Source organism: Enterobacter cloacae complex sp. 382A5, from assembly GCF_050031095.1.
GTDB classification, from domain to species: domain Bacteria; phylum Pseudomonadota; class Gammaproteobacteria; order Enterobacterales; family Enterobacteriaceae; genus Enterobacter; species Enterobacter cloacae.
Genome location: NZ_JBLGVK010000001.1, coordinates 1,139,064 through 1,163,254, shown reverse-complemented (window position 1 = coordinate 1,163,254; position 24,191 = coordinate 1,139,064). Strand labels below are relative to the sequence as shown.

The 24,191-nt window shown below is 57.5% G+C and carries 21 protein-coding genes; 6 read left to right on the top strand and 15 right to left on the bottom strand.

Features of this window, described 5'->3' with window-relative positions:
• Positions 1 to 6: 6 nt before the first annotated feature.
• Together ACQG2G_RS05490 and ACQG2G_RS05485 are read right to left on the bottom strand one after the other, a co-directional pair.
• Positions 7 to 1,071: an efflux RND transporter periplasmic adaptor subunit gene (locus ACQG2G_RS05490; RefSeq protein ID WP_061772629.1), complete on the bottom strand. Its 1,065-nt coding sequence runs from the start codon at positions 1,069 to 1,071 to the stop codon at positions 7 to 9.
• A 105-nt stretch (positions 1,072 to 1,176) separates the two neighbouring features.
• Positions 1,177 to 3,885, bottom strand: coding sequence for a cation-transporting P-type ATPase (locus ACQG2G_RS05485; RefSeq protein WP_038418853.1), 2,709 nt, complete (start codon positions 3,883 to 3,885; stop codon positions 1,177 to 1,179).
• 489 nt (positions 3,886 to 4,374) lie between these two features.
• On the opposite strand from ACQG2G_RS05485, the gene ACQG2G_RS05480 reads away from it, so the two are divergent.
• A complete protein-coding gene (locus tag ACQG2G_RS05480; RefSeq protein WP_013097677.1) occupies positions 4,375 to 4,623 on the top strand; it encodes a DUF1158 domain-containing protein in 249 nt (82 codons plus the stop codon).
• A gap of 44 nt (positions 4,624 to 4,667) precedes the next feature.
• Here ACQG2G_RS05480 and ACQG2G_RS05475 read toward each other — a convergent pair whose 3' ends face one another.
• Entirely contained in the window at positions 4,668 to 5,009 is a 342-nt protein-coding gene (locus ACQG2G_RS05475; protein WP_014830972.1) for a RamA family antibiotic efflux transcriptional regulator, read from the bottom strand.
• Positions 5,010 to 5,041: 32 nt separating this feature from the next.
• Positions 5,042 to 6,145: an MBL fold metallo-hydrolase gene (locus tag ACQG2G_RS05470; RefSeq protein ID WP_061772631.1), complete on the bottom strand. Its 1,104-nt coding sequence runs from the start codon at positions 6,143 to 6,145 to the stop codon at positions 5,042 to 5,044.
• Positions 6,146 to 6,335: 190 nt separating this feature from the next.
• Between ACQG2G_RS05470 and ACQG2G_RS05465 the strand changes: the two genes are divergently transcribed.
• The 3 genes from ACQG2G_RS05465 to nfsB all read left to right on the top strand — a co-directional run bounded on the left by ACQG2G_RS05465 (position 6,336) and on the right by nfsB (position 8,058).
• Complete coding sequence (locus tag ACQG2G_RS05465) at positions 6,336 to 6,926, top strand: TetR/AcrR family transcriptional regulator (RefSeq protein ID WP_013097680.1); 591 nt, start codon at positions 6,336 to 6,338, stop codon at positions 6,924 to 6,926.
• Positions 6,916 to 7,284 (top strand): MmcQ/YjbR family DNA-binding protein, encoded by a 369-nt coding sequence (locus ACQG2G_RS05460; RefSeq protein ID WP_013097681.1) that lies wholly within the window; start codon positions 6,916 to 6,918, stop codon positions 7,282 to 7,284. The genes ACQG2G_RS05465 and ACQG2G_RS05460 overlap by 11 nt, the downstream gene beginning before the upstream one ends.
• Positions 7,285 to 7,404: 120 nt before the next feature.
• A complete protein-coding gene (nfsB, locus tag ACQG2G_RS05455) occupies positions 7,405 to 8,058 on the top strand; it encodes an oxygen-insensitive NAD(P)H nitroreductase (RefSeq protein WP_061772632.1) in 654 nt (217 codons plus the stop codon).
• A gap of 36 nt (positions 8,059 to 8,094) precedes the next feature.
• Here nfsB and ACQG2G_RS05450 read toward each other — a convergent pair whose 3' ends face one another.
• The 4 genes from ACQG2G_RS05450 to ACQG2G_RS05435 form a co-directional block, all read right to left on the bottom strand.
• Complete coding sequence (locus ACQG2G_RS05450; RefSeq protein WP_013097683.1) at positions 8,095 to 8,382, bottom strand: helix-turn-helix domain-containing protein; 288 nt, start codon at positions 8,380 to 8,382, stop codon at positions 8,095 to 8,097.
• The gene (locus tag ACQG2G_RS05445; RefSeq protein WP_014830966.1) at positions 8,363 to 8,692 is read right to left on the bottom strand and encodes a type II toxin-antitoxin system RelE/ParE family toxin; all 330 of its coding nucleotides are present in this window, start codon (positions 8,690 to 8,692) and stop codon (positions 8,363 to 8,365) included. The genes ACQG2G_RS05450 and ACQG2G_RS05445 overlap by 20 nt, the downstream gene beginning before the upstream one ends.
• Before the next feature lie 139 nt (positions 8,693 to 8,831).
• Positions 8,832 to 9,866, bottom strand: coding sequence for a hypothetical protein (locus ACQG2G_RS05440; RefSeq protein ID WP_044158814.1), 1,035 nt, complete (start codon positions 9,864 to 9,866; stop codon positions 8,832 to 8,834).
• Positions 9,863 to 10,732, bottom strand: a complete 870-nt coding sequence (locus ACQG2G_RS05435) for a helix-turn-helix transcriptional regulator (RefSeq protein ID WP_013097685.1) — start codon at positions 10,730 to 10,732, stop codon at positions 9,863 to 9,865. Before ACQG2G_RS05435 ends, ACQG2G_RS05440 begins: the two co-directional genes overlap by 4 nt.
• A 107-nt stretch (positions 10,733 to 10,839) precedes the next feature.
• Between ACQG2G_RS05435 and ACQG2G_RS05430 the strand changes: the two genes are divergently transcribed.
• Entirely contained in the window at positions 10,840 to 12,276 is a 1,437-nt protein-coding gene (locus tag ACQG2G_RS05430) for an MFS transporter (protein ID WP_029882609.1), read from the top strand.
• 64 nt (positions 12,277 to 12,340) lie between these two features.
• A complete protein-coding gene (locus ACQG2G_RS05425) occupies positions 12,341 to 13,585 on the top strand; it encodes a mechanosensitive ion channel family protein (RefSeq protein ID WP_020689363.1) in 1,245 nt (414 codons plus the stop codon).
• Here the strand turns inward: ACQG2G_RS05425 and ACQG2G_RS05420 are convergent, their stop codons facing one another.
• The 7 genes from ACQG2G_RS05420 to ACQG2G_RS05390 form a co-directional block, all read right to left on the bottom strand.
• On the bottom strand, positions 13,586 to 14,557 hold the full coding sequence (locus ACQG2G_RS05420; RefSeq protein WP_061771660.1) for a LacI family DNA-binding transcriptional regulator: 972 nt from the start codon (positions 14,555 to 14,557) through the stop codon (positions 13,586 to 13,588). It abuts the gene before it with no gap.
• Positions 14,558 to 14,632: 75 nt separating this feature from the next.
• Entirely contained in the window at positions 14,633 to 15,775 is a 1,143-nt protein-coding gene (locus ACQG2G_RS05415; RefSeq protein WP_061771659.1) for a Gfo/Idh/MocA family protein, read from the bottom strand.
• Positions 15,768 to 16,793 carry a sugar phosphate isomerase/epimerase family protein gene (locus tag ACQG2G_RS05410; protein WP_061771658.1) on the bottom strand — a complete coding sequence of 342 codons (1,026 nt, stop codon included), beginning with the start codon at positions 16,791 to 16,793 and terminating at the stop codon, positions 15,768 to 15,770. Before ACQG2G_RS05410 ends, ACQG2G_RS05415 begins: the two co-directional genes overlap by 8 nt.
• 15 nt (positions 16,794 to 16,808) lie before the next feature.
• Complete coding sequence (locus ACQG2G_RS05405; protein ID WP_236277183.1) at positions 16,809 to 18,047, bottom strand: MFS transporter; 1,239 nt, start codon at positions 18,045 to 18,047, stop codon at positions 16,809 to 16,811.
• Positions 18,048 to 18,331: 284 nt separating this feature from the next.
• On the bottom strand, positions 18,332 to 19,717 hold the full coding sequence (pheP, locus tag ACQG2G_RS05400; RefSeq protein ID WP_040021452.1) for a phenylalanine transporter: 1,386 nt from the start codon (positions 19,715 to 19,717) through the stop codon (positions 18,332 to 18,334).
• Positions 19,718 to 19,819: 102 nt separating this feature from the next.
• A complete protein-coding gene (locus tag ACQG2G_RS05395) occupies positions 19,820 to 21,793 on the bottom strand; it encodes a PhoX family protein (RefSeq protein WP_128310541.1) in 1,974 nt (657 codons plus the stop codon).
• 126 nt (positions 21,794 to 21,919) lie between these two features.
• Positions 21,920 to 24,103, bottom strand: coding sequence for a TonB-dependent receptor (locus tag ACQG2G_RS05390; protein ID WP_061771463.1), 2,184 nt, complete (start codon positions 24,101 to 24,103; stop codon positions 21,920 to 21,922).
• Positions 24,104 to 24,191 lie beyond the last annotated feature (88 nt).

Below are 24,191 nucleotides of genomic sequence, written 5' to 3'. Positions count from 1 at the left end.
GGCTCCTTAATTCAGTATCTGGACGGCAGCGCCGGGCTGAACACGCTGCACGCCGTCAGCGATCGCTCGCTCACCAGGCTGTACGCCAGAGGCGATCTGGAACTGCTGCCCGATCTGTCCGGCGATCTTCAGCGGGCGCATTTCGGCTTTGCCGTCGGCGTTAATCACCCAGGCAAAGAACCCGTCGCCGTTCTGCTGTACCGCGGCGGTGGGCAGCGTAAGCACCGCCTTCTCGCTCATCGGGCGCAAAGTCACATTCACATTGCCGCCGGGCAGCAGCTGATGGCGCGGATTAGCGAACTCGGCGCGCAGCATCACGCTGGCGGTGCGCGGATCGATGCGGTTATCCACCGACGTCAGCTCGCCGCTGACGCGCTGGCCGTTGTTGTCGATCAGCGCCTGCCAGGCACGCTTCATGGCGTTGATATCCGCATGCTGTCCGGCCTTAGTAGCAAAGGCGCCCTCTTCCAGCGCAAAGGCGATGCGGATCGGATCCAGCTGCACCACATCCACCAGTACGCCGCTTGCGGGGTTGACCAGGCTGCCGACGTGGAAGTTGCTGTGCCCCACGCGCCCGGCAATCGGTGATGTGATGCGCGTGTACCCCAGCGTCACGTTGCGGGTTTCCAGCCGGGCTTTCGCCTGTTCCAGCGCAGCGCGGGCAACATCGCGCTGCATACGGGCGTTATCCACATCGTGGCGGCTGATGGCGTTGTTGTTGCCCAGGCTTTCAAAACGGGAGAGCTGCTGCTGCGCCTGCCGCAGCGTCGCTTCAGCGCTTGTCACCTCGGCCTGGGCCAGACGCACGGCAGCACGCGGCTCGGCATCATCCAGTTCGAACAGCACGTCGCCTTTTTTCACATATTGCCCGTCGCGGAAGTTGATTTTGGTTATCACGCCTTCCGTGCGTGCGCGCAACTCAACGGTGTGAATCGCCTCGATGCGCCCCGGGATCTGGCGTTCAGCAGCGTGGGTAGTTTGTTCCACGGTGGCAACGCGAACAGGAATGGCGGCGGCAAAGGCAGGTGGCAGGGTGAAGGTAAACAGTGCGAACAGGAGTGGGAATTTCATGGGAGTACCTCAGGGTTGTTGCCCTCACCCCGGCCCTCTCCCACCGGGAGAGGGAGGTCAGGGTCCCCTCTCCCTGTGGGAGAGGGTTAGGGTGAGGGCAAAAGATTATGCAGCCTTACGGAACCTGCGGGTGAGTCGCTTCTCGATTTCGACGACGAAGAACATCACACCCGCTACCGCAAGCGTTACGAACCAGTAGCGCAGCGGCAGCGCTTCCGTCCCGAACAGCATCTGCATAAACGGCAGGTAGATAATGGCCGCCTGGAGCAGGAACAGCACGCCGGTCACCAGCCAGATCCCTTTGTTTGCCAGCAGGCCACGGTTCAGGGAGAACCCTTCGGTATTGCGGCAGTTAATCATGTACACCCACTGGGCGCAGACCAGCATCTGCAGCAGCACGGTGCGGATGAACTCCGCGCTGTGACCGCGCGGGGCCAGCAGGGCTTCCAGCGCAAAGGCGGCGATGGCAATCATGGTGCCCACAAAGGCCACGCGCCACACGGCATACGCGTCCATCACGTGCTGCCCGGTCTGACGCGGCGGACGGCGCATGATGTTGCGCTCGGCGGCTTCAAACGCCAGGCCGAAGGAGAGCGTGGCGGAGGTTGCCATGTTCATCCACAGAATCAGTACCGGCGTGAGCGGAATGATGTTCCCCGCCAGCAGCGCAATCACAATCAGCAGCCCCTGCGCCAGGTTAGTTGGCATGATGAACAGAATAGTTTTCTTCAGGTTGTCGTAGACACGACGCCCCTCTTTTACCGCGCTGGCAATGGTGGCGAAGTTATCGTCCGTCAGGACCATGTCCGCCGCCTCTTTGGTTACTTCCGTGCCTTTGATGCCCATCGCAATACCCACGTCCGCCTGACGCAGCGCCGGGGCATCGTTCACGCCGTCGCCGGTCATGCCGACGATCTCGCCTTTGTCCTGCAGCGCTTTCACCAGGCGCAGCTTATGCTCCGGGCTGGTACGGGCGAAGATGTCATACTTCACCGCCGCGTCCGCCAGCTCGGTGTCATCCATCTTCTCCAGCTGGTAGCCGGTCACCGCCTGCTCGCTGTTGGTGATCCCCAGCATCTGGCCAATGCTCATTGCCGTCTGCGGGTGATCGCCGGTGATCATCTTCACGCGGATCCCCGCCTGCTGGCAGGCGTTAATGGCGTCAATGGCTTCCGGGCGCGGTGGATCCATCATCCCGGCGATACCGAGGAAGATCAGACCGTGGCTGAGATCGTCATGCGTCAGCGCCTGCTCGCCGTTTGCCGGTTTGAACGCTGCGGCCACCATACGCAGCCCCTGGCGCGCATAGCGCTCCATCTCGCTTTCCCAGTACGCACGGTCAAACGCCTGCGCACCGTTGCGGGTCTGCTGCTGTGCGCAGAGGGCGAAAATCACATCCGGCGCGCCGGTGATCAGGATTTGCTCCTCACTGCCAATCTGGTAGTGGGTGCTCATGTACTTGTACTGCGAGTCGAACGGGATTTTGTTAATCAGCGTGGTCATGACCGGCGCGAGGTGGGCTTTCGCCGCCAGCACCTTCAGCGCGCCTTCGGTCGGCCCACCGGTGATGCCCCACAGGCCGCGCTCGTCCTGAATCAGCTGGCTGTCATTGCACAGGTCGATGGTGCGCAGGTACTGCTCCAGCACGGTGTCCGGCTGGATCTGCATCGGCTCGTCGCTGCCTTCCAGGTAAATGTTACCCACCGGCTCGTAGCTGTTGCCGTCCACGCGGTAACAGGCGTCAGCGGTGATGATGGCCTTCACCGTCATTTCGTTCATGGTCAGGGTGCCGGTTTTATCCGAGCAGACCACGGTCATCGCCCCCAGGGTTTCAACCGTTGGCAGCTTGCGGATAATCGCCCGCTTGCGCGCCATCGCCTGCACACCCAGAGAGAGGATAATGGAGATAATCGCCGGCAGACCTTCCGGTACGGACGCCACCGCCAGGCTAATCAGCGAGAGCAGCAGCTCGCCCATTGGGATCTCGCGGAACACCAGGCTGAAGATAAACAGCGCCGCCATCATCGCCAGAATAATGGCGAAGATAGCCTTGCCCAGCTTGTCCATCTGTACCAGCAACGGCGTGCGGTGTTTTTCAATCCCGTCCATCATCTGGTTGATGTGGCCAAGCTCGGTCTCCTGCCCGGTGGCAATCACCACGCCGATCCCCCCACCCGCGCTTACGGTGGTGCCCGAGAAGACCAGGTTAGTGCGATCGCCCAGCGGCAGTTCACCGGTCAGCGGGTTGGTGTGTTTATCTACCACCGTTGATTCGCCGGTGAGAATCGCCTCTTCCACGCGTAAATTATGTGCTTCGATTAAGCGCATATCTGCGGGAATACGATCCCCCGCACGTAAAACAATAATATCGCCCGGAACTATTTCAGTTGTGGGTATTGTTTCATGGTTGCCATCGCGAATAACACGCGCCTCGCTGGAGAGCATATTACGAATACTCTTCAACGATTTTTCCGCGTTGCTTTCCTGAATATGACCAATTAACGCATTGATCACCGCCACGCCTAAAATAACCAGCGTATCGACCCAGTGGCCCATTATTGCCGTTAATACGGCTGCGGCCAGCAGGACATAAATCAGAACATCATTAAAATGGGCTAAAAAACGCAGCCAGGCGGGTTTACCTTTTTTCTCCGGCAGCGCATTCGGGCCATGTTTTTGCAAACGCGCCTGCGCCTCTGCACGCTCCAGACCCCTGGCCTGGCTCTGGGTGTGCGCAAGCACCTGCTCTACGGTCTGCTGGTATGCCAGCCCGCCGGAAGGCGGCACGTTCGGGGACAATTTTTTTTCGGTCATTGTATTTTTCCTTCAATATCCGGTGAACTGAAGCCTGAATTCCTTTCGGGCTAAAATAAATTCATTTTAAAGTCTTGCGAGTAAAATTGATCTACCGCAATATAATGACTTCTCGGTTATTCAAAACTGCATAAAACTATTTCGATGAGCCAATTTTTACAAAATATTTCTAAACCAACTTTAAACGAGGAGGAACCATGTTTGGTATTTATCGCGGACGCCGTCTGGCGTTATACATTATCGCAGCCATTGTTATTGCAACGTTAATTGGATATAGCACCTATTCCTTTGTAAAATTATTTTCGTAATCCAGACATTAATTGACATAACGCGATATTGTTTTAATCGCGCGTGAGGATTTATTTTTATTTTACGAATAAGAAGCTGATAAGCGGTGATTATTTCAGTGAAACCGGGTGGGTGGGTTTATATTGCTTTACGTTCCGGGATGCCGGACAATGACATTTTTAACTGACGATTAACATTACGATGAAACACCCGTTAGAATCGCTGCTCACTGCGGGCGGCATTTTATTGCTGGCCCTGCTTTCGTGCCTGCTGCTACCGGCCCCCTCTCTCGGGCTGGTGCTGGCGCAGAAGCTGGTTCAGACCTTCCACATGGTCGACCTTAACCAGCTCTACACCATTCTGTTCTGCGTGTGGTTCTTACTGCTCGGCGCCATCGAATTCTTCGTGCTGCGTTTCGTCTGGCGCCGCTGGTTTTCTCTGGCGTCGTAAGGATGCAGGCCCGGTCAGGCGAAACCGCCACCGGGCAAAACAGCTCAGTGTGCCCTGCTGTGGTTCTCTTTACGATACGCCCCAGGCGGCTGGTTGAACGTGCGGGTGAAGATGCGGGTGAAGGTCTGCTGCGAGTCAAACCCGTAACGCAGGCAGATGTCGTACACCCGGGCGTCTGATTCGCGCAGATCCCGCGCCGCCAGCAGCAGCTTACGTTCACGGATATAGCGCCCCAGACTCTCCCCTTTGTATTGCATAAACAGCCGCTGCAGGTGCCATTTCGAGTAACCCGCATGGCGGGCAATCTCTTCGATACGTAATGGCTGGTGCAGGTTATCGTCGATCCACTCGACGATAGTGTCGATGACTTGAGCGGAAATGGTCATACTGCTCTCCCCTTCAGCTTCCTGATTGATCATTATTCCCACCACTCACGAAATGTTTGCGTGGGATCACTCACCCGGACAGGCTCGCCCAGCGCGGGTGTCAACAGCCGATAATTTTTGTCCTTGCTGGCTTTTGCCAATTGGATCAGCGGATCGTTCCAGGTATGTTTCGCCAGCACGAAGCGCCCGTTATGTCCCGGCACCACGGCTTTCGCGTTTAGATCCACCGAGGCCTGCGCCGTCTCTTCCGGCAGCATATGGATGTACTTCCAGTCCTGGTCGTACTGACCGTTTTCCATAATGGCTAAATCCACTTCGCCAAACTGCTCGCCGATGGCCTTAAAATGCGGCCCGTAACCTGAATCGCCGCTGTAATAAATCTTCTGTTCGGGCGTAACGAACATAAAACTGCCCCACAGGGTTTGATTGCGCTTGATGCCGCGCCCGGAGAAGTGACGCGCGGGCAGTACATGTACCGTCAGCGCCTCGCTGATGCGCACCGACTGGTTCCAGTCGCGCTCTTCAATAATCTCCGGCTTCATTCCCCAGTAACGCAGGTGCGATCCCACGCCCAGCGGAGTGATCACGCGTTTCACCTTCGGCAGCAGCGCCGTGATGGTGGCGTAATCCAGGTGATCGTAGTGATCGTGCGAAATGATCAGCAGGTCGATCTCCGGCATGCTGCTCGCCTGCCAGGGATATTCCCCGGCGAAGGCTTTGTTGAGGAATGAAAACGGCGCGGCGTAATTTCCAAGAACGGGGTCGATAAGGATCCGTTTCCCCGCAAGCTGCATATACCAGGAGGAGTGACCGAGCCACACCAGCGTCTCCTGCTCCAGCGGCAGACTCGCGAGATCGGTTTTCACCAGCGGCAGCGGCTGTGCAGGACGGGCGTTTTCAGTCTTTTTGGTCAGGAACTCCCACATCGCCACCAGCATATTTTTGTCGCCGTTATAGCCTGGCGTGGGCAATGTATTGTGGAATTTGCCGTCGCGATACTGCGGCGAGGCCTCCACTTCCGTGAGCTGCGCACCCTGCGGTGGCTGGCCAAATCCGGCATTCAGAACAAACGGTAAACTCGCGGCTGAAGCAATAATCATGACAAACACCACGCAGATGAAGAGGGACTTTTTCATATCCTGACCCGAAAACGCGCCCCATCCGATGGTTTGCGCGGGCTGAACTTGATTATGAGTGAGTAAGCACTCATTATAGATATGATGATAAAGTCGTCAAGACGTTTTCGATCTTTGACATTCCGCGTTGCAGCGGGTCAAAGCACGTGTTTCAATCAGGGTTTTTACAATTGACAGGAGGAAAAATTTAGTGGCACGTCCGAAGAGTGAAGATAAAAAACAGGCCTTACTGGACGCCGCAACCGCGGCATTTGCGCAGTCAGGTATTGCCGCCTCAACGGCGTTAATTGCCCGTAAAGCGGGCGTCGCCGAAGGCACCCTGTTCCGCTACTTTGCTACCAAAGACGATCTGCTGAATGCCCTCTACCTGCACCTCAAGCAGGACCTCTGTCAGTCAATGCTCTCTAATCTGGATCGCAGCCTTACCACACCGAAAGAGCATACGCGAAACATCTGGAACAGCTATGTGGACTGGGGGATTCGTAACCCCGTGGCGCATGCGGCAATCCGCCAGATAGGCGTGAGTGAAAAGCTGAGCGCCGAAACGGAACTGGCGGTGAAAGAGATGTTCCCGGAGCTGCATGAACTCTGCCGCCGCTCGGTGCGCCAGGTATTTATGTCCGATGAGTTTAAAACCTTTGGCGATGCGCTTTTCTTATCGCTTGCCGAATCCACAATGGAATTTGCCACCCGCGATCCTTCTCGCGCCGTCGATTTTAAAGCGCTCGGGTTTGAGGTTATGTGGCGCGGGCTTGCCCAGGAAGAGAGCGATGGACAGTAAATCCCTGCAGGAGCACGCCAAACGCGTGGCGCTGGAGCTGCCTTTCACCGAACACTGCTGGCCGTTTGGGCCGGAATACGATGTGTTTAAGATAGGCGGAAAAATTTTTATGCTGATGGGCACCGTACATGGACGGCCCCACGTCAGCCTGAAGTCAGACCCGGAAAAATCGCTGTTAAACCAGCAGATTTATCGCGGGGTGGAACCGGGCTATCACCTCAATAAAAAACACTGGATTTCCCTCTACGGTACCGACGACGTTACGCCAGAGCTGGTGACCGATCTCATCAATGACTCGTGGAATCTGGTGGTGGATAAGCTGCCGAAAAAAGACCAGAAGTGGATCAGACCGGTTTGATTGTTCGTCTGAGACGAACAGTATAAGCGCTCGAATCGCACTTATCTTTTTCCGCGTCTCGCTGTAATCTGCTCTCCTTTCGCGCCCGCGTGCGGGCGAATTTCATTACCAGGAGTTGTTATGGATATTATTTCTGTCGCCCTGAAACGCCACTCCACCAAGGCGTTCGACCCCGCTAAAAAACTGACCGCAGACGAAGCGGAAAAGATCAAAACCCTGCTGCAATACAGCCCGTCCAGCACCAACTCCCAGCCGTGGCACTTTATTGTCGCCAGCACCGAGGAAGGTAAAGCTCGCGTGGCGAAATCTGCCGCAGGTACTTACGTCTTCAACGAGCGCAAAATGCTGGACGCTTCTCACGTGGTGGTGTTCTGCGCGAAAACCGCGATGGATGATGCCTGGCTGGAACGCGTGGTGGATCAGGAAGAGGCCGATGGCCGTTTCAACACGCCAGAAGCCAAAGCGGCGAACCATAAAGGTCGTACCTACTTCGCTGACATGCACCGTGTGGATCTGAAAGATGACGACCAGTGGATGGCGAAACAGGTTTATCTGAACGTGGGTAACTTCCTGCTGGGCGTGGCTGCGCTGGGCCTGGATGCGGTACCGATTGAAGGTTTCGACGCCGCGATCCTCGACGAAGAGTTCGGCCTGAAAGAGAAAGGTTTCACCAGCCTGGTGGTGGTGCCGGTTGGGCATCACAGCGTGGAAGATTTCAACGCCACGCTGCCAAAATCTCGCCTGCTGCTGAGCACGATTGTGACTGAGTGCTAATCAGTACTGGCACGCTGGATCCCGGCGTGCCAGCTGTTAATAAAGCGTGATCTGCGGATGCTTTACCCCACACACCAGCGCATAACGCGTTAAGGTATCCAGACTGGCTCGTGTGATATTTGCTTCCATTCGTGAAACCGTTGGCGCGCTAACCCCCATCCTCTCTGCCACCTGCGCACGCGTCAGTCCGGCCTGGTTTCGCCATTGCGCCAGCATGTCACGAAGACGCGCTTTACGCTCTTCCGCATCAAAAGATGCCTGTACCTCTGAATCACTTAATAACTCAGCTCTTAATTCGTCCCAGTTAATAATCTTCTTGCTCATCCAACATCTCCTGTTGTCTCTTCAGTGCCAGACGGATTTCAGCGGAGGGGGTTTTTTGCGTCTTCTTAATAAAGACCCGCAACAGAAAAATGGTCTTCTCCCGTTGGTAGACATAAATTCCCCGACTATGGAGCAGCCCAACTGTTCTTATTTCAAACAAGCCATGTGGCAACGGCTTGCTATCAGGCTCCCTCAATGCGGTTGGATGAGTACGCAATTTATCTAGCTGGCGAATCAACTTCGCCTGTACCACCGCAGGCAATGCGAGGATCTCCTCCCGAACCGCATGATGAACGATAAGTCTGAACATGGTTATTCATCCCTGACAATATTAACATATAAGGCAATTTGCATTAAAGGCTAATTTCGCCTTTCGTGATTTACCTTACACGTTTGCGCCAGGATCAACCGAGTCCACGTCAATTCCCTGAATCCTTCTCGCAAAAAACTTACCTGGCCGGGTTACCCGCGTGCCAGATTCGTTCTGCATAGCGCCCAATCACCGCCAGCGACGCCGCGAGGAGCAGGAAGAACACCACTTTGTTCATGCCGTCCCAGAAGTATTCGAAGTAGCGGGTGTAGAGGTTAATGGCGAGGAAGGTCAGGCCAAAACCGCGCAGCATGCCGTCGTCGGTTTTAAGGCTGATGTAAATGCAGAGCACCGCCGCCACGGCGAACAGCAGCGCCCACGGCAGCAGCGAAGCCTGCGTAACGCCATACCAGTTATCGATATCGTAGTTGCCGAAAATCGACATGATCCACAGGGCAACAAACAGATACGTGAGCCCCATCGCTTTGCTGGTCGTATATAGATGGCGCGCCTGCAGCCTTCCGCGCAGCAGCCAGCACAGTGCCAGCAGCGCACCGCCGAAGAAGATAAAGCGTACCGGGTAGTTCATTCCCAGCCAGTAGGCGCCCCAGCCCGACATATAACCCGTCTCCGCGCCAAACCAGTTACCGAGTGAGAGCAGGAAAAACAGCCACACCAGGCCGGAGCGACCAAAGAAGCCCACCAGCCCGTAAACCGCACATCCCGCCAGGAACAGCGGTGCGATATGGCCGCTGCCGTTATCCAGTCGCTCCCCGAGTTGCCAGAGCGCGATGGCGGTAAAGAGCACGCCGAGAAAAAGCATGGCTTCAGTGCTGTAATGCCACTGGGTTTCACGCCGCTGTCGGCTGAAGCCCCACAGATAAAACAGCACGGCAACCAGCGCAGGCAGCCCGATGCGGGCGATGGAGGAGAAAGAGAAGAATGCAATAATGCGCGCCATCAGTTCACTGTCGGAGAACAGGCTGCCAATAGCGATGATCACGCAGGCCAGCGCCGTCCAGAAGGCATAGCGGCTGAGCCGCTGCCAGTCCATGGTGACGCGTGTCAAGGTGCCCGCCAGACGCTGATGCTCGTCAGCGCTTAATGTGCCTTCCTGTTGCCACTCGTTGAGCGCGCGGCGCAAAAGCCGCTCCTGTTTTCGGGTTACCTTCATTTTGCCTGCTCCGCCAGCCATTCCATCGCCCTCTCCCCCGCGTCATCCACCGGCAGATAGACCAGTAGCCGCGATCCATTACGCGGTGCAGAGTACCAGTACATCTGCTGCAGGGTAAACTCGCCCAGCTCAGGATGGGTAAACAGCTTGAGCTGGTTCTCCACCCCGCGCACGTCATTGCGCTGATGCCACAGGGTTTTAAATTCTTCAGACACCGCAAAGAAACGCGCCAGTTTCGCTTCCCACAGCGGATCGCCCCGGTGCTCGGCCATCGCCGCGCGGAAATAGGAGACAAAGATCGGCAGCACGTCGTCACGCTTGCCAAGCCGCGCACGCCATGCGGGATGGGTGAGGAAAAGATAAATACAGTTGCGATCTTCCGGCGGGATCGCATTGAAATCGACGCCCATTAAGTGCCCGAAGCTGTCGTTCCACGCCACGATATCGAAGTTGGGTTTCTGGATGCTGGCGGGTTTCGGCATGAGGGTATCAAGCAGGCGACGCGTGCCCTCGCTAATCCCCTCGCAGCCCGTCGCCTGTGGCGCTTCACCCGGTGGCAATCCGGCCAGCACAAACAGATGGCGCGTCTCGGTCGGGGTGCATTGCAGCGCTTTTGCCACTGCCGCCATCACGGTGCTGGAGGGATTAACATCTCTGCCCTGCTCCAGCCACGTATACCAGGTCACGCCCACGTCAGCCAGCAAAGCCACCTCTTCACGGCGCAGCCCCGGCGTGCGGCGGCGGCCGCTGCGCGGCAATCCAAGACGCTGTGGATCAAGGCTCTCACGCCGGGCGCGTAAAAATGCCCCCAGCTGTTTTCGCGTGTCGTCCTTGAGTGAGACAACAGGTTCAGACATCAGCGCCATAACTCCCCCTGCATGGTAGTGCCAGTACCAGTATAAGCAAGAACTGGTACCCGTTTATCAGATCGTTGATGCTACGACCATCTGTTGAATGACGCAATGGAGTTACCATGAATACGTCAGTTGTTTCACCGGGTCGCGCAGGCCTGATATTGCTGTTAACCGGCCAGATGCTGCCGCTGATTGATACCTCGATCACCAACGTAGCGCTGGACGCTATCACCCACTCCTTGCACGCCACCGCCACCGAACTGGAGCTGATTGTCGCGCTCTACGGCGTGGCCTTCGCCGTCTGCCTTGCCCTTGGCAGCAAGCTCGGGGATAACCTCGGGCGCCGTCGTCTGTTTATGTGGGGCGTGGCAAGTTTTGGCCTGGCGTCGCTGCTGTGTGGAATGGCGGGAACCATTGAGCAACTGCTTGCCGCGCGCATCATTCAGGGCGCAGGAGCGGCGCTGATCGTGCCGCAAATCCTCGCCACGCTGCACGTGACGCTAAAAGGCACGGCCCATGCGAAAGCGATCAGCCTGTTTGGCGGTATCGGCGGCATTGCGTTTATCGTCGGGCAGATGGGCGGCGGCTGGCTGGTGTCGGCAGATATCGCCGGGCTGGGCTGGCGTAACGCCTTCTTTATCAACGTGCCCATCTGTCTGGTGGTTCTGGGGCTGAGCCGTCGCTATGTGCCGGAAACCCGTCGCGAAACCCCGTCGCGCATTGACTGGACGGGCACCGTCCTGCTGGCCGTCATTCTCTGCTGCCTGCTGTTTCCGATGGCCCTCGGCCCGCAGTGGCACTGGTCCTGGCCGCTGAAGGCCGCACTGATGGCGATTATCCCGCTGGGGTATCTGATGGTCTTAAATGCCCGTAAAAAAGAGCGTGAGGATGCCCATCCGCTGATCCCGCCGCGTCTGATGCAGCTTCGCAGCATCCGCTTTGGCGTGCTGATTGCGCTGCTCTTTTTCAGCGTCTGGTCCGGGTTTATGTTCTGTATGGCGCTGACCATGCAAACCGGTCTGGGAATGGCACCGTGGCAGTCGGGGAACAGTTTTATCGCCCTGGGGGTGACCTATTTTATATCGGCATGGTTTGCCCCGCGTCTGATTGCCCGCTACAGCACCAGCTCGATTCTGCTGACCGGGCTGGCGATTCAGATTATCGGCCTGCTGGCGCTGATTGCCACCTTCCGTCTCTGGGGCATGGACAACACGGCGCTGACGCTGGCACCGGCAACCGGGCTGGTTGGATATGGGCAGGCGCTGATCGTCAACAGCTTCTACCGCATCGGGATGCGCGACATTCAGCCTGACGATGCCGGGGCGGCCAGCGCGATTTTAAGCACGCTGCAGCAGGCCGCCCTGGGGCTTGGCCCGGCGATTTTTGGTGCGATCCTGCTGCACGCGCTGCAAAACCACCACGGCGATTACACCCAGGCGATTAACGTCTTCCTCGCCGTGGAAACCGGCATGATGATCGTGCTGGGGCTGGCAACGTTACGTATGCGCCATCGTCTGTGCCTGCCGGTGGTGAAAACCTGCCACGCCACCAAATAAGCCGCGAATTTGCATAATAGATCCGCAGCCGCCATTATGGGGCTGCATCATTACAGGAGACGTTATGCAGGAATTAATTGCTCAGGTTGAAGAGTTAGGGATTGAAATTAATCACACCACCTCGTTAGTGATTATCTTTGGTATTATTTTTCTTACCGCCATCATTGTTCATTTTATTCTGCACAAAGTGGTGCTCCGCGCTTTCGAGAAACGCGCGCAGGCCAGCAGCCATTTATGGTTGCAGATCATTACGCAGAACAAGTTATTTCACCGCCTGGCGTTTACCCTTCAGGGGATAATCGTCAACGTTCAGGCGGTACTGTGGCTGCAAAAAGGCAGCGAAGCAGCGGAAATGCTCACCACCTGCGCGAAGCTGTGGGTGATGGTGTATGCCCTGCTCTCTTTCTTCTCGCTGTTGGACGTGATTTTTAATCTGTCGCAGAAAATGGCGACCGCCTCGCAGTTGCCACTGAAGGGGATCTTCCAGGGGATCAAGCTGGTGAGCGCCATTCTGGTGGGGATCTTAATTATCTCTCTGCTGATCGGCCAGTCACCCGCCATTCTGATAAGCGGCCTGGGGGCCATGGCAGCGGTACTCATGCTGGTGTTTAAAGACCCCATTTTGGGGCTGGTCGCCGGTATTCAGCTCTCCGCTAACGATATGCTCAAGCTCGGCGACTGGCTGGAGATGCCGAAATACGGCGCTAACGGCACGGTGACGGACATTGGTCTCACCACGGTTAAAGTCCGCAACTTCGATAACACCATCACCACCATTCCGACGTGGGCGCTGGTCTCCGACGCGTTCATCAACTGGAGCGGCATGTCTGCCTCCGGCGGGCGACGCATTAAGCGCAGCCTGAATATCGACACCACCAGCATTCACTTCCTCGACGAGCAGGAGCAGCAGAAGCTGATTCAGGCGAAACTGCTGAAGCCTTATCTGGCCGCGCGTCATGAGGAAATAAACCTGTGGAATCAGCAAAACGGTGAAGGGGAATCGGTATTAAACCTGCGCAAGATGACCAATATCGGCACCTTCCGCGCCTATCTGAATGAATATCTGCGTAACCACCCGCGTATTCGTAAAGATATGACGCTGATGGTGCGCCAGCTGGCGCCTGACGCAAATGGTCTGCCGATTGAAATATATGCCTTCACCAACACGGTGGTCTGGGCGGAATATGAAGAGATTCAGGCTGACATCTTCGACCATATTTTTGCCGTGGTGGATGAATTTGGACTGCGTATTCATCAGTCCCCCACCGGGAACGATATTCGATCCCTGGCGGGCGGCATCGCACAATAATCAGGTACTGGCGCGGGAAATAAAGCGCCAGTCCAGCATCACCCTCTCCGTGGGCGCATCCGGGTTGTCGATTTTATTCAACAGCAGATCGACTGCCTTGCGCCCGATATCCCGCGAAGGCTGTTCAATGGTGGTCAGCGAGATCATCTCCGCCAGCTCCGTACCGTCAAACCCTACCACCGCGATATCCTCCGGCACGCGCAGCCCCGCCTGCTGTATGGCACGCAGCGCCCCTGCCGCAAGGGTATCGGACACGGCAAATACCGCGTCCGGCGGGTTGTCCTTCAGCAGATTTTGCATCGCCGCCATGCCCGCGCTGGAGCTGAGATCGCGGGCATATTCCACCGCCTGATAATCCAGATCCCGCAGGTGGAGCACGCTTTTGTAGCCGCGTTCGCGCAGGCGGGCATATTTGTAGCTGAGATCGTGATTGATCATCGCGATACGTTTGCGTCCGCCGTCGGCAAGCTGGCTGATGGCATGCTGTGACGCGTCCACATCATTGATGCCCACGCAGGAAACCGTTCCGGCGTCGGCGTATTCAGCGCACTGCACCCACGGCGCGGAGCCGATCAGCCCGGCGAGTTCAGGCAGTTTTGAGAAGGCATCCATGGTGATAATGCCGTCGACGATTTTGCCCGACAGCAGGCTTAACCCCGAGCGGGAGCGTTCGATATCCGATCCGGAGTTACACAGCAGAATGCGGTAGCCGTTCTTCTCGGCTTCCTCTTCAATGCCCTTCACCACTTCCGCGCAGAACGGGTTGGCGATATTCGAGACCATCGCCAGGATCATATAGCTGCGCGCGGTACGCAGCTGACGCGCCAGCAAATTGGGCTGGTAGTTGCTCTCTTTAATGGCCTGCAGGACGCGCTCGCGGTTTTTCGCCTTCACGGTATCGCTGTTGTTAAGCACGCGCGAGACCGTTGCCACGGACACCCCGGCAAGCTGAGCGATTTTCTGAATTGACATAGCGACGGCACTTCCTGCGGTTAACGTTTTATGCAGGCTACCATAAATTCGTTGCCCGGCGAACCGGACAACGCGTTACGCTTGCACACGAACCCAGCGCTGCTGCTCATGACTTTTCACAATAGCATCAATGATATACATCACATTCGCCCCGTCGTGGAACGTCGCAAACTCGGGCCGCTCAGGCATCACGCCGGCGTGCACGGCACGGTAAAACTGCGCCATCATGTTTTTAAACGCATCGGGCCAGCCTTCGATGTGCCCGCCGGGGAAGTGGGCGCTGTCGGCCACATCGCGGTTCATCAGCGTCGGGTCATCACTCAGCGTCTGACTGGCCTGCGCGCGATGGCCGATCCACAGCTGTTGCGGCACCTCCTGATCCCATGCAACAGACCGCTCGCTGCCGTTGATTTCAAAGGTCAGGCGATTTTTGCGCCCGGCGCTCACCTGTGAAACGCTAAAGCAGCCTTTGCTGCCGTCGTCAAAGCGGAACAGCACTGAGCCAAAATCTTCGGTGGTGACCGGTTTTTCTTCATACTGCGCATTTTCGTCATGAGTGAAGGTGTGATTGCCTGCCACGTTTGCCTTGCGCGTCGGCCAGACGATGGATAAATCGGCCATCACCTCGATGATGCGCCGTCCGGTAACAAACTGCACCGTGTCGCACCAGTGCGAGCCGATATCCGCCACCGCGCGCGATGCGCCACCGAGCGCCGCATCCACCCGCCAGTTGTAGTCCGTTTCCAGCAGCATCCAGTCCTGCAGATAGCTGCCGTGCGCGGCGAAGATCCGCCCGATGCTACCCGCCCTCATCATGCTTGCGGCCTGGCGCACCATGGCAAACTGGCGATAGACAAAGCTGACGCCGTGAATCACCCCTGCCTGCTCCGCCAGCGCTACCAGCTCACGCGCTTCGCCCGGGGTCATGCACAGCGGCTTCTCGGAGAATACGTGCTTTCCCGCGCGCAGGATCTGGCGGTTAATCTCCGCGTGCAGATGGTTTGGCGTGCAGTTGTGCACCACGTGTAAATCCGGATGTGCAAGCAACGCCTCCACGCTGTCGAAGGCGTGCGGCACGTTAAGCTGACGCGCTTTTGCCTGCGCCTCGGCAAACGTACCGTCGCAGAGCGCCACCACCTGCACAAACCCGAGACGCCGAAGCGCCTCGATATGCGCCGGGCCAATAAACCCGCTGCCGATAATGCCGACGTTAATCATCGTTGCCTCCTGCGGCAAAATCATCAAACGCGCGCCCGGAGACCGGAATGATGTGACGGCGAATAAACTCGCTGCCTTCGCGGGCACCGGTATCGCCGTCCTTAAGGCAGCACTCCCACTCCAGCACCGCCCAGCCGTCGTAGTCGTACTGGGTCAGCTTGCTGAAGATGCCTTTGAAGTCGATCTGCCCGTCCCCCAGTGAGCGGAACCGCCCGGCCCGGTTGAGCCACGGCTGGTAGCCACCGTAGACGCCGCTGCGCCCGTTGGGGCGAAACTCGGCATCCTTCACGTGAAACGCTTTAATACGCGCATGGTAGATGTCGATAAAGGTCAGGTAGTCCATTTGCTGGAGCAGCATATGGCTTGGGTCGTAGAGAATGTTGCAGCGCGGGTGGTTATCAACAAGCGCCAGAAAACGCTCAAAGGTCACTCCATCGTGCAGATCTTCCCCCGGATGCAGCTCAAAGCAGACGTTCACGCCCTGCTCGTCAAAGGCGTCCAGAATCGGGCGCCAGCGGGTTGCCAGTTCCTGGAACGCCGCCTGAAAACGCTGCTCATTGTGCGGCGGCCACGGGTAGAAAAACGGCCATGCCAGCGAGCCGGAGAAGGTGGCGTGCGCCTTCAGGCCTAATCTCGCCGAGGCCACAGCGGCCTGTTTCAGTTTTTCTGTGGCCCATGCCTGCCGGGCGGCGTCATTGCCGCGCACGGCTGCAGGGGCGAAGTGGTCAAACGCGTCACTGTACACCGGGTTCACCGCCACAAGCTGGCCTTCCAGATGGGTCGACAGCTCGCTGATCACCAGCCCGTGCTCCGCCAGCGTGCCGGTGATGTCATCACAATAGGTCTGGCTTTCAGCCGCTTTCTGCACATCAAAAATAGCCGGATGGTTACAGGGGATCTGCACCGCCTTATAGCCCATCGCTGCCGCCCAGCCCGCCAGCCCGTCGAGCGTGTTGAACGGTGCATTCACACCAATAAACTGCGACAGAAAAATACCCGGTCCCTTAATCGTTCTCATACCACCTCCAGAACATTACGCCTTGTCATCGTCATACTTAAACGTGAGAAGGAAAATCAGCGCGATCGCCGCGGCAGCCACCGCAGGGATCCACCAGAACGTGACCCACGCCTGCGGAACGGCCTGTCCGGCCACCAGGCGGTTATAGAGCGCGCCGGATATCTGCGAGCCAAGCAGCATGCCGATGCCGTAGGTGAACATCACGATCAAGCTCTGCGCCTGACCTTTGACCTTTTCGCCTGCGACCCGGTCGGTATAGATAAAGCCGACAACAAAGAAGAAATCGTAGCAGACGCCGTGCAGCAGAATGCCGAGATAGAGCAGGATGCGCCCCTCTTCACTCACGCCCAGCGCAAACATGGCGTAGCGCACAAACCACGCCAGCATGCCGATCAGCAGCATGGTCTTCACGCCCAGGCGGCGGAACAGCAGCGGAATGACCAGCATGAAGAAGATCTCAGACATCTGCCCGAACGACATGGCGGTACTGACATCCGCAATACCCGCATCCGCCAGATACGAGGCGGTGTAGGCGTAGTAGGTCCCCAGCGGGACGGAGATCAGCATCGCGCAGACGGAAAAGACGAAAAAGTGGCGGGTTTTAAGCAGCGCAAAGGCATCCGCGCAGAAGAGATCGCGAACCTGCACCGGCAGCCCTTTCGCGGGAGCAGGCGTGTGCGGTAACGTCAGGCTGTAGAGAGCCAGCAGCACGGAGCTGACTGCCGCCACCTGGAAGATGGTGACGCTTGCCGCCACGCCGGTGACGCCGATGAAAATGCCCGCCACAATCCAGCCGATAGTGCCAAACACGCGCACCACCGGGAAGGTTTTATCCACGTTCGCCAGGCTGTGAAAGGCGATATTGTTGGTCAGCGCCAGCGTCGGCATATAGCAGAGCGTGTAACCAAACAGCAGACCGATCAGCAGCGCACCGTTTTCAGCAATCAGCGCGCCCGGCACAAACCAGAGGATTGCCGCCCCGGCCAGATGCATCACCGCCATCACCTTTTGCGAAGCGAAGAAGCGATCCACCAGCATGCCGAGCACAAACGGCGACAGAATAGAGGCGATAGGCCCGGCGGAGAACGCATCGCCAATCAGCAACGACATGTTGTGCTGGGTCATCACCAGACCCAGCGTGACCGACCAGCTTCCCCAGATAAAAAACTGCAGAAACATCATCAGCGACAGACGCGGCACCAGCAGCCGGTGCGGTGCTATCGCCTTTCCACTACTTTCAGTTGTTGACACCATGATAAGCCTCACCCTAAAAAGTAATCGATTACAAAATAGTTCAAACAAAAAAGTAATCGATTACAAAACAAAGATCCTGTGGATCGTAGAAGATTTGGGAGGGGGGTCACGATAAAGATGAAGCAGTGTTTTGTAGGCCCGGTAAGCGCAGCGCCACCGGGCGTGAAGGCAGATGCGGCCGGGATGCGGTCGGGTTTGGTGCGGTCTGGTGCCCTCACCCCGGCCCTCTCCCACAGGGAGAGGGGGCAAACATTAAAAACGGCAACCAGGTTGCCGTTTTGCTTTTACCTTCGAGAGAGCTTAAACGCGATAAACAGGAACACCACCCACACCGGCAGCAGCATCGCGGACAGACGCATGTCGTCGATGGTGCACATCAGCACCAGGATCATCGCCAGGAACGCAATACAGATGTAGTTGCCTGCCGGATAGAGCAGCGCCTTAAACTGCGTCTCACGCCCCTTGCGGCGCATCGCGGCGCGAAAACGCAGGTGCGCCAGGCAGATCATGATCCAGTTCAGCAGCAGCGTGGCGACAACCAGCGCCATCAACAGACCAAAGGCGGATTTCGGCAGCAGGTAGTTGATCAGCACCACCAGCGACGTAATGGCCCCGGAAAGCAGCAGAGAGTTGACCGGCACACCGCGGCGGCTGACGCGGGTGAGGAATTTCGGGGCGTTCCCCTGCACCGAAAGGCCAAACAGCATGCGGCTGTTGGAGTAAACCCCGCTGTTATAGACCGACAGCGACGCCACCAGAATGACGAAGTTCAGCGCCGACGCCACCACGTTGCTGTTCAGATCGTGGAAAATCATCACAAACGGACTGCTGTCGGACTTCACTTCCACCCACGGGTAGAGCGCCAGCAGTACCACCAGCGAGCCGATGTAGAACAGCAGAATACGGTACACCACCTGGTTAACCGCTTTTGGAATGCTTTTATGCGGATCGCGCGCTTCGGCCGCGGTGATCCCAATCAGCTCCAGCCCGCCGAACGAGAACATAATCACTGCCAGCGACAGGATCAGCCCCTTCCAGCCCGTCGCCAGGAAGCCGCCGTGCTGCCAGAGGTTGTCGAGAGTGGCACGCTCGCCGCCGTGGCCGGAGAACAGCAGCCACAGACCAAAGCCGATCATGCCGATAATCGCCAGCACCTTGATCAGCGCGAACCAGAACTCGGTTTCACCATACAGGCGCACGTTCACGAGGTTAACGGCGTTGATGATAATAAAGAAGGCCGCAGCCCAGACCCACGTTGGCACCTCGGGCAGCCAGTACTGCATATAGATGCCTGCGGCGGTCAGTTCGGCCATTCCCACCAGCACAAACATCACCCAGTAGTTCCAGCCGGAGAGGAAGCCTGCGAACGGGCCCCAGTATTTATAGGCAAAGTGAGCGAACGAGCCTGACACCGGCTCTTCGACGACCATCTCGCCGAGCTGGCGCATGATCAGGAAGGCGATAACCCCGGCGATACCGTACCCCAGCAGGACCGCCGGGCCAGCCATCTGAATGGCGGGGCCGATACCCAGGAACAGCCCGGTACCGATCGCGCCGCCAAGGGCAATTAACTGAATATGTCGATTTTGCAAACCACGTTGCAGCGTCGGGTTCTGTTCCGACGAAGCTTCAGCGCTACCGTTGCCTGAAGCGGATGACGCGTCTTTCACGTCCTACCCCTGTCTCTTTTTTAGAAGGGGCACGTTTTAACACTTCATGCTGGTGGTAGCAAGTTTAACGCCGGGCCACTGCGTGCACCCGGCGGATAAACGTCACGAACCGATGATCCCACCGTCCGCTTTGGTGATCACCACCGTCGACGAACGCGGACGTCCGTTCGGGTTCGCGTCTGGCCAGTTGGAAACAGCACGCGGATTGGCCGGGTCGGTAATATCATCCCCGCCCTCTCCCGGATGCTGAATGTTAATAAACAGCGTGCGGTTGTCCGGCGTAAACGCAATCCCGGTGATTTCACACCCGCGTGGGCCGGTCAGGAAACGGCGATACTCATTGGTGCCCGGAATGGTAGCCACCATCTGGTTATTGCCCATCCCTTCGTACGCTTTCTTATTAATGGTGCTGGAAGAGACATCGGTCTGGATCCACAGCACGCCCTGGTGATCGAACGACAGGCCATCCGGGCTGCCGAATGCTGCACCCTGCATGGAGCCTTTGGCCTTCGGATCGTCGCTGTCGGTACGCCCGGCCATCACCAGAATATCCCACTTAAAGCGAGCGGCGGCCGGATCGGCTCCCTCTTCGTGCCAGTGCATAATATGACCAAACACGTTGTTGGCACGCGGGTTGGCGGCATCGACCGGCGCCTTGCCCTCCTTCCCGCGATCGCTGTTGTTGGTGAGCGTACAGTAGACGCTGCCGCTGGCGTGCGGATCGACCGCAATCCACTCTGGACGATCCATTTTCGTCGCCCCCACCACGTCGGCCGCCAGACGGGTTTTGATCAGCAGATCGCCCTGGCTTTCGAAACCGTTGCTTTTATCCAGGCCATTCTGCCCGAAGATCAGCGGCAGCCAGTCGCCGCTCCCCTCCTCGTTGAACCGGGCAACGTACAGCGTGCCGGACGTCAGCAGCTGCATATTGGCTTCACGGTTTGCAGGATCGTATTTTTTGTCCGAGACGAATTTATAGATGTACTCAAACTTCTGGTCGTCCCCCATATAGACCACCACGCGGTTATCGGCGGCGAGCGTGACGGCGGCGCCTTCATGCTTGAAGCGGCCCAGAGCGGTGTGCTTGCGCGGCGTGGAGGTGGGATCGTAGGGATCAATCTCCACCACCCAGCCGAAACGGTTGGGTTCGTTAGGGGTTTTATCGACGCTGAAGCGGTCATCCACCTCGTTCCAGCGGTAGGATTCATCGCTGTCGCTGATGCCGTAGCGTTTTTCCAGCGGATTAAGATCGGCTTTTTTGACAAAAATATCCGACCAGTTCTCCTCGCAGGTGAGATAGGTGCCCCACGGCGTATGGCCATTGGCGCAGTTTTGCATGGTGCCCAGCACGCGTTCCCCCTGCGGGTCAGCGGCGGTTTTCATTAAGTCCTGATGCCGCGCCGGGCCGGTAAGCTGCATCGGCGTATTGACGGTAATGCGGCGGGCATACGAAGACGGGCGAACCACCTGCCAGTCGCTGCCCGATTTTTTCACTTCCACCACCGACACGCCCATCGCGTTCTGCCCCTTGCGGGCCTTGTCGAGATTCCAGTTGGCCGTGCCGTCGGTAAACAGCATCCCGTTATCGATGTACTCATGATTCAGCGCCAGCAGGCCATGTTCCGGGTTTTGTTTCCCTTGCGGCAGGCTAAACCACGCCATCCCGTCGTGGTGCATGCCCGCCTGCACGGCCTGTTCGTCGGTGGTGTTGCTGGCATCCTGTTTAAACGTCGGCATGTTGTTCTTGATCCCCGTCGGGTCACCCCAGCGATAAAACGGACGGGCGATATAGCCTTCCGGCACCCTGACCGTATCTTCCGTGGATACGTCGATGCTGGTAAAGCCCAGGGAAACCGCTTTTGCCAGTGCAGATGGCTTTGATACTGCGGCAATGGCGCTTTCAGGTTTGATCAGAAAAGGGAATGAAGCGGCAGCACCCGCCACGGCGCCCATCTGTAAAAAACGGCGGCGGGAGAGGAATACCTCCGCAACCTCGGAGAATACCGGGTTAGCGCTGCGGTTAGTGATATCGTCGCGATGTTCTTTTTTAAATACGGATTTGAGGGGTCTGCCCATAGCGGCTTCCTGTCATTGGCCAAGAGGTAAAGGTCTGGAGGCCAGTGTAAGAAGCTTTTATTACAATTTTATAACAAGGTACGGAAGGATGGGGGCATCCCTGCCCCGGATAACGAGGTGGAACGCTTAGAACTCGTAGCCAACCGAGACCTTAAAGGTACGCGGTTCGCCCTGCGTGATGTAGGTGCCGGAATCGTCAACGCTGGACCAGTAGTTTTCGTTGGTCACGTTGTCGATGCCCGCGCGCACCGTCATCTGGTTTTCATTGTGGTTCACCGCGAAGCGATAGCGCATGCCCAGATCCAGCGTGGTATCGCTGTCGAGCTTTTTGCTGTTCGCGAGGTCGGCATACTGCGTGCCGGAGTGGTTGACGCGGGCGGTAGCCGTCAGGCCCTCAATCGGTTTGATGTCGTACTCTGCGCCCAGCACGGCGTAGAAGTTCGGGACACCAATGGCATCGTTGCCCTGATTCACGCCGTTTTTGGTTTTGGTCAGCTCGGCCTGCAGCCAGGTGGCGCTGGCGTTCAGACGCATCCCGAGCATTGGCTCGCCGAAGACGTTCAACTCTACGCCACGGTTACGCTGCTCAGCGTCCAGGCCGTAGTGACCGCTGTCGTCGAGGATCGCCGACGGCATTTTGATCTCAAACAGCGCCAGGGAGCCGCCCACGCGGCCAAAGTCCGCCTTCACGCCCACTTCATTCTGCTTAGAGTGAACGATACCGGTGCTCTGGCCGTAGTTGGTGGCCGTGTTGGGCGCGGTTTTACCTGGCTGCAGCGCTTCGGTGTGGTTGGCGTAGAGTGAGATTTCCTCCCACGGTTTATAAACCACACCGTAGGTTGGCATCCAGCGGCTGCCGTCAAAACCGTCCGCGTCGTTTTCCGCACCGGTAATTTTGTTGTACCCGCGAATGACCACTTTCTGATGACGTGCACCAGCGGTAAACAGCAGCTTGTCATCCAGCACGCCCAGGGTATCACTCAGCAGCCAGCCCTGAGTGCGGGTGCGCCCGCTGGTCAGCGGATCGCTGTATTTGCCGCCAGAGCCGTTGAAATTGGAGCTGTCCGGCATCGCGACGCCGGTGTTGTGGTAAATGTTGGTGGTTGGATTATCCGCCGTCGCCGACATTTTCCAGGCGATTTTTTCGTTTTTGGTCATCGCGGAATACCCCACGTTGACCTTGTGCGAGACAAAGCCGGTAGTGAAGTGACCGCGTATCCCCGCCATACCGCTGACGGAATCGCTGATACGGTTGGTATCTAGACGGCTGACCGTGGCCTTACCGCTCTTGTCCACCAGCTTCGGCGCACTGTAGATCCCCTCTTCGTGCGCGTGCTGCGCGCCGAGACCGGTATAGGCCGTCCAGTTGTCAGTGATGTCGTACTCGCTGCGCCACATCCCGAACTCGTTTTCAATGTCACTGTAGGCCCATTTCTGCGAGAAGTTACGATCGTTTTTCGGCGGCTCTGGCACAAAGTCCACGGCGGAAATGTTGACGCTGGTCGGGCTGCCGTGGAAGGTTTTCTTCTGATAGCCCAGATCCAGCGAAGTGCGGAAATTGTCGCCTTTGTAATCCAGACCGGTGGAGAGCAGCGTGGTGCGGCGACGGTCGTTCGGCACGCCGGTTTCCCCTTCCCGGTGAACCAGGTTCACGCGCGCGCCGAACTGATCGTTGTCGCCAAAGCGTCGGCCAGCATCGAGCGTGGTGCCAATCTGTGAGTCGGAGGTGTAGTCCACGCCCACTTTCGCCTGCGGGACGTCGCCCGCATGTTTTGGCTCAAGGTTAATCATCCCGCCCACGCCGGAGCTTGCCGCGCCGTTCATCAGCGAGTTTGCCCCTTTGAAAATTTCAATGCGATCGACCATCTGGGCATCCACCACCTGACGCGGCAGCACGCCGGACAGGCCGCCAAAGGTCATGTCATCGCCGTCAAACTTCAGGCCACGAATACGGAAGGTTTCGGCGCTGTTACCGTAACCCTGAACAAACTGCACGCCCGCATCGTTGGCAACCACATCAGCAATGGTTTTCGCCTGCTGATCTTCCACCAGCTTCGAGGTGTAGCTGATGATATTAAACGGCACGTCCATGGCATTCTGCTGGCCGAGCATCCCCAGACGGCCGCCGTTTGCCACCTGTCCATCCAGGAAGGCGGGTACCAGCTGGTCGCCGCCGGGAGTGAAATCAGGCCCGGTGGCAGACTGGACGACCATGGTGTCTTCTGGCTTTGCCTCTGCCGCAAGGGCAGCGTGGGTCACTGCGCCAATGGCGAGCGCCAGCAGTGTTTTATGCATTCTGGTGTTGTTCATAATGGACTCATTAAATGTGCGCGCAAAAATGGCCCGTTGTCGGGCCTTAGAAAAGCTTATGTGTAATGCAAATGAGAACTATACGCAT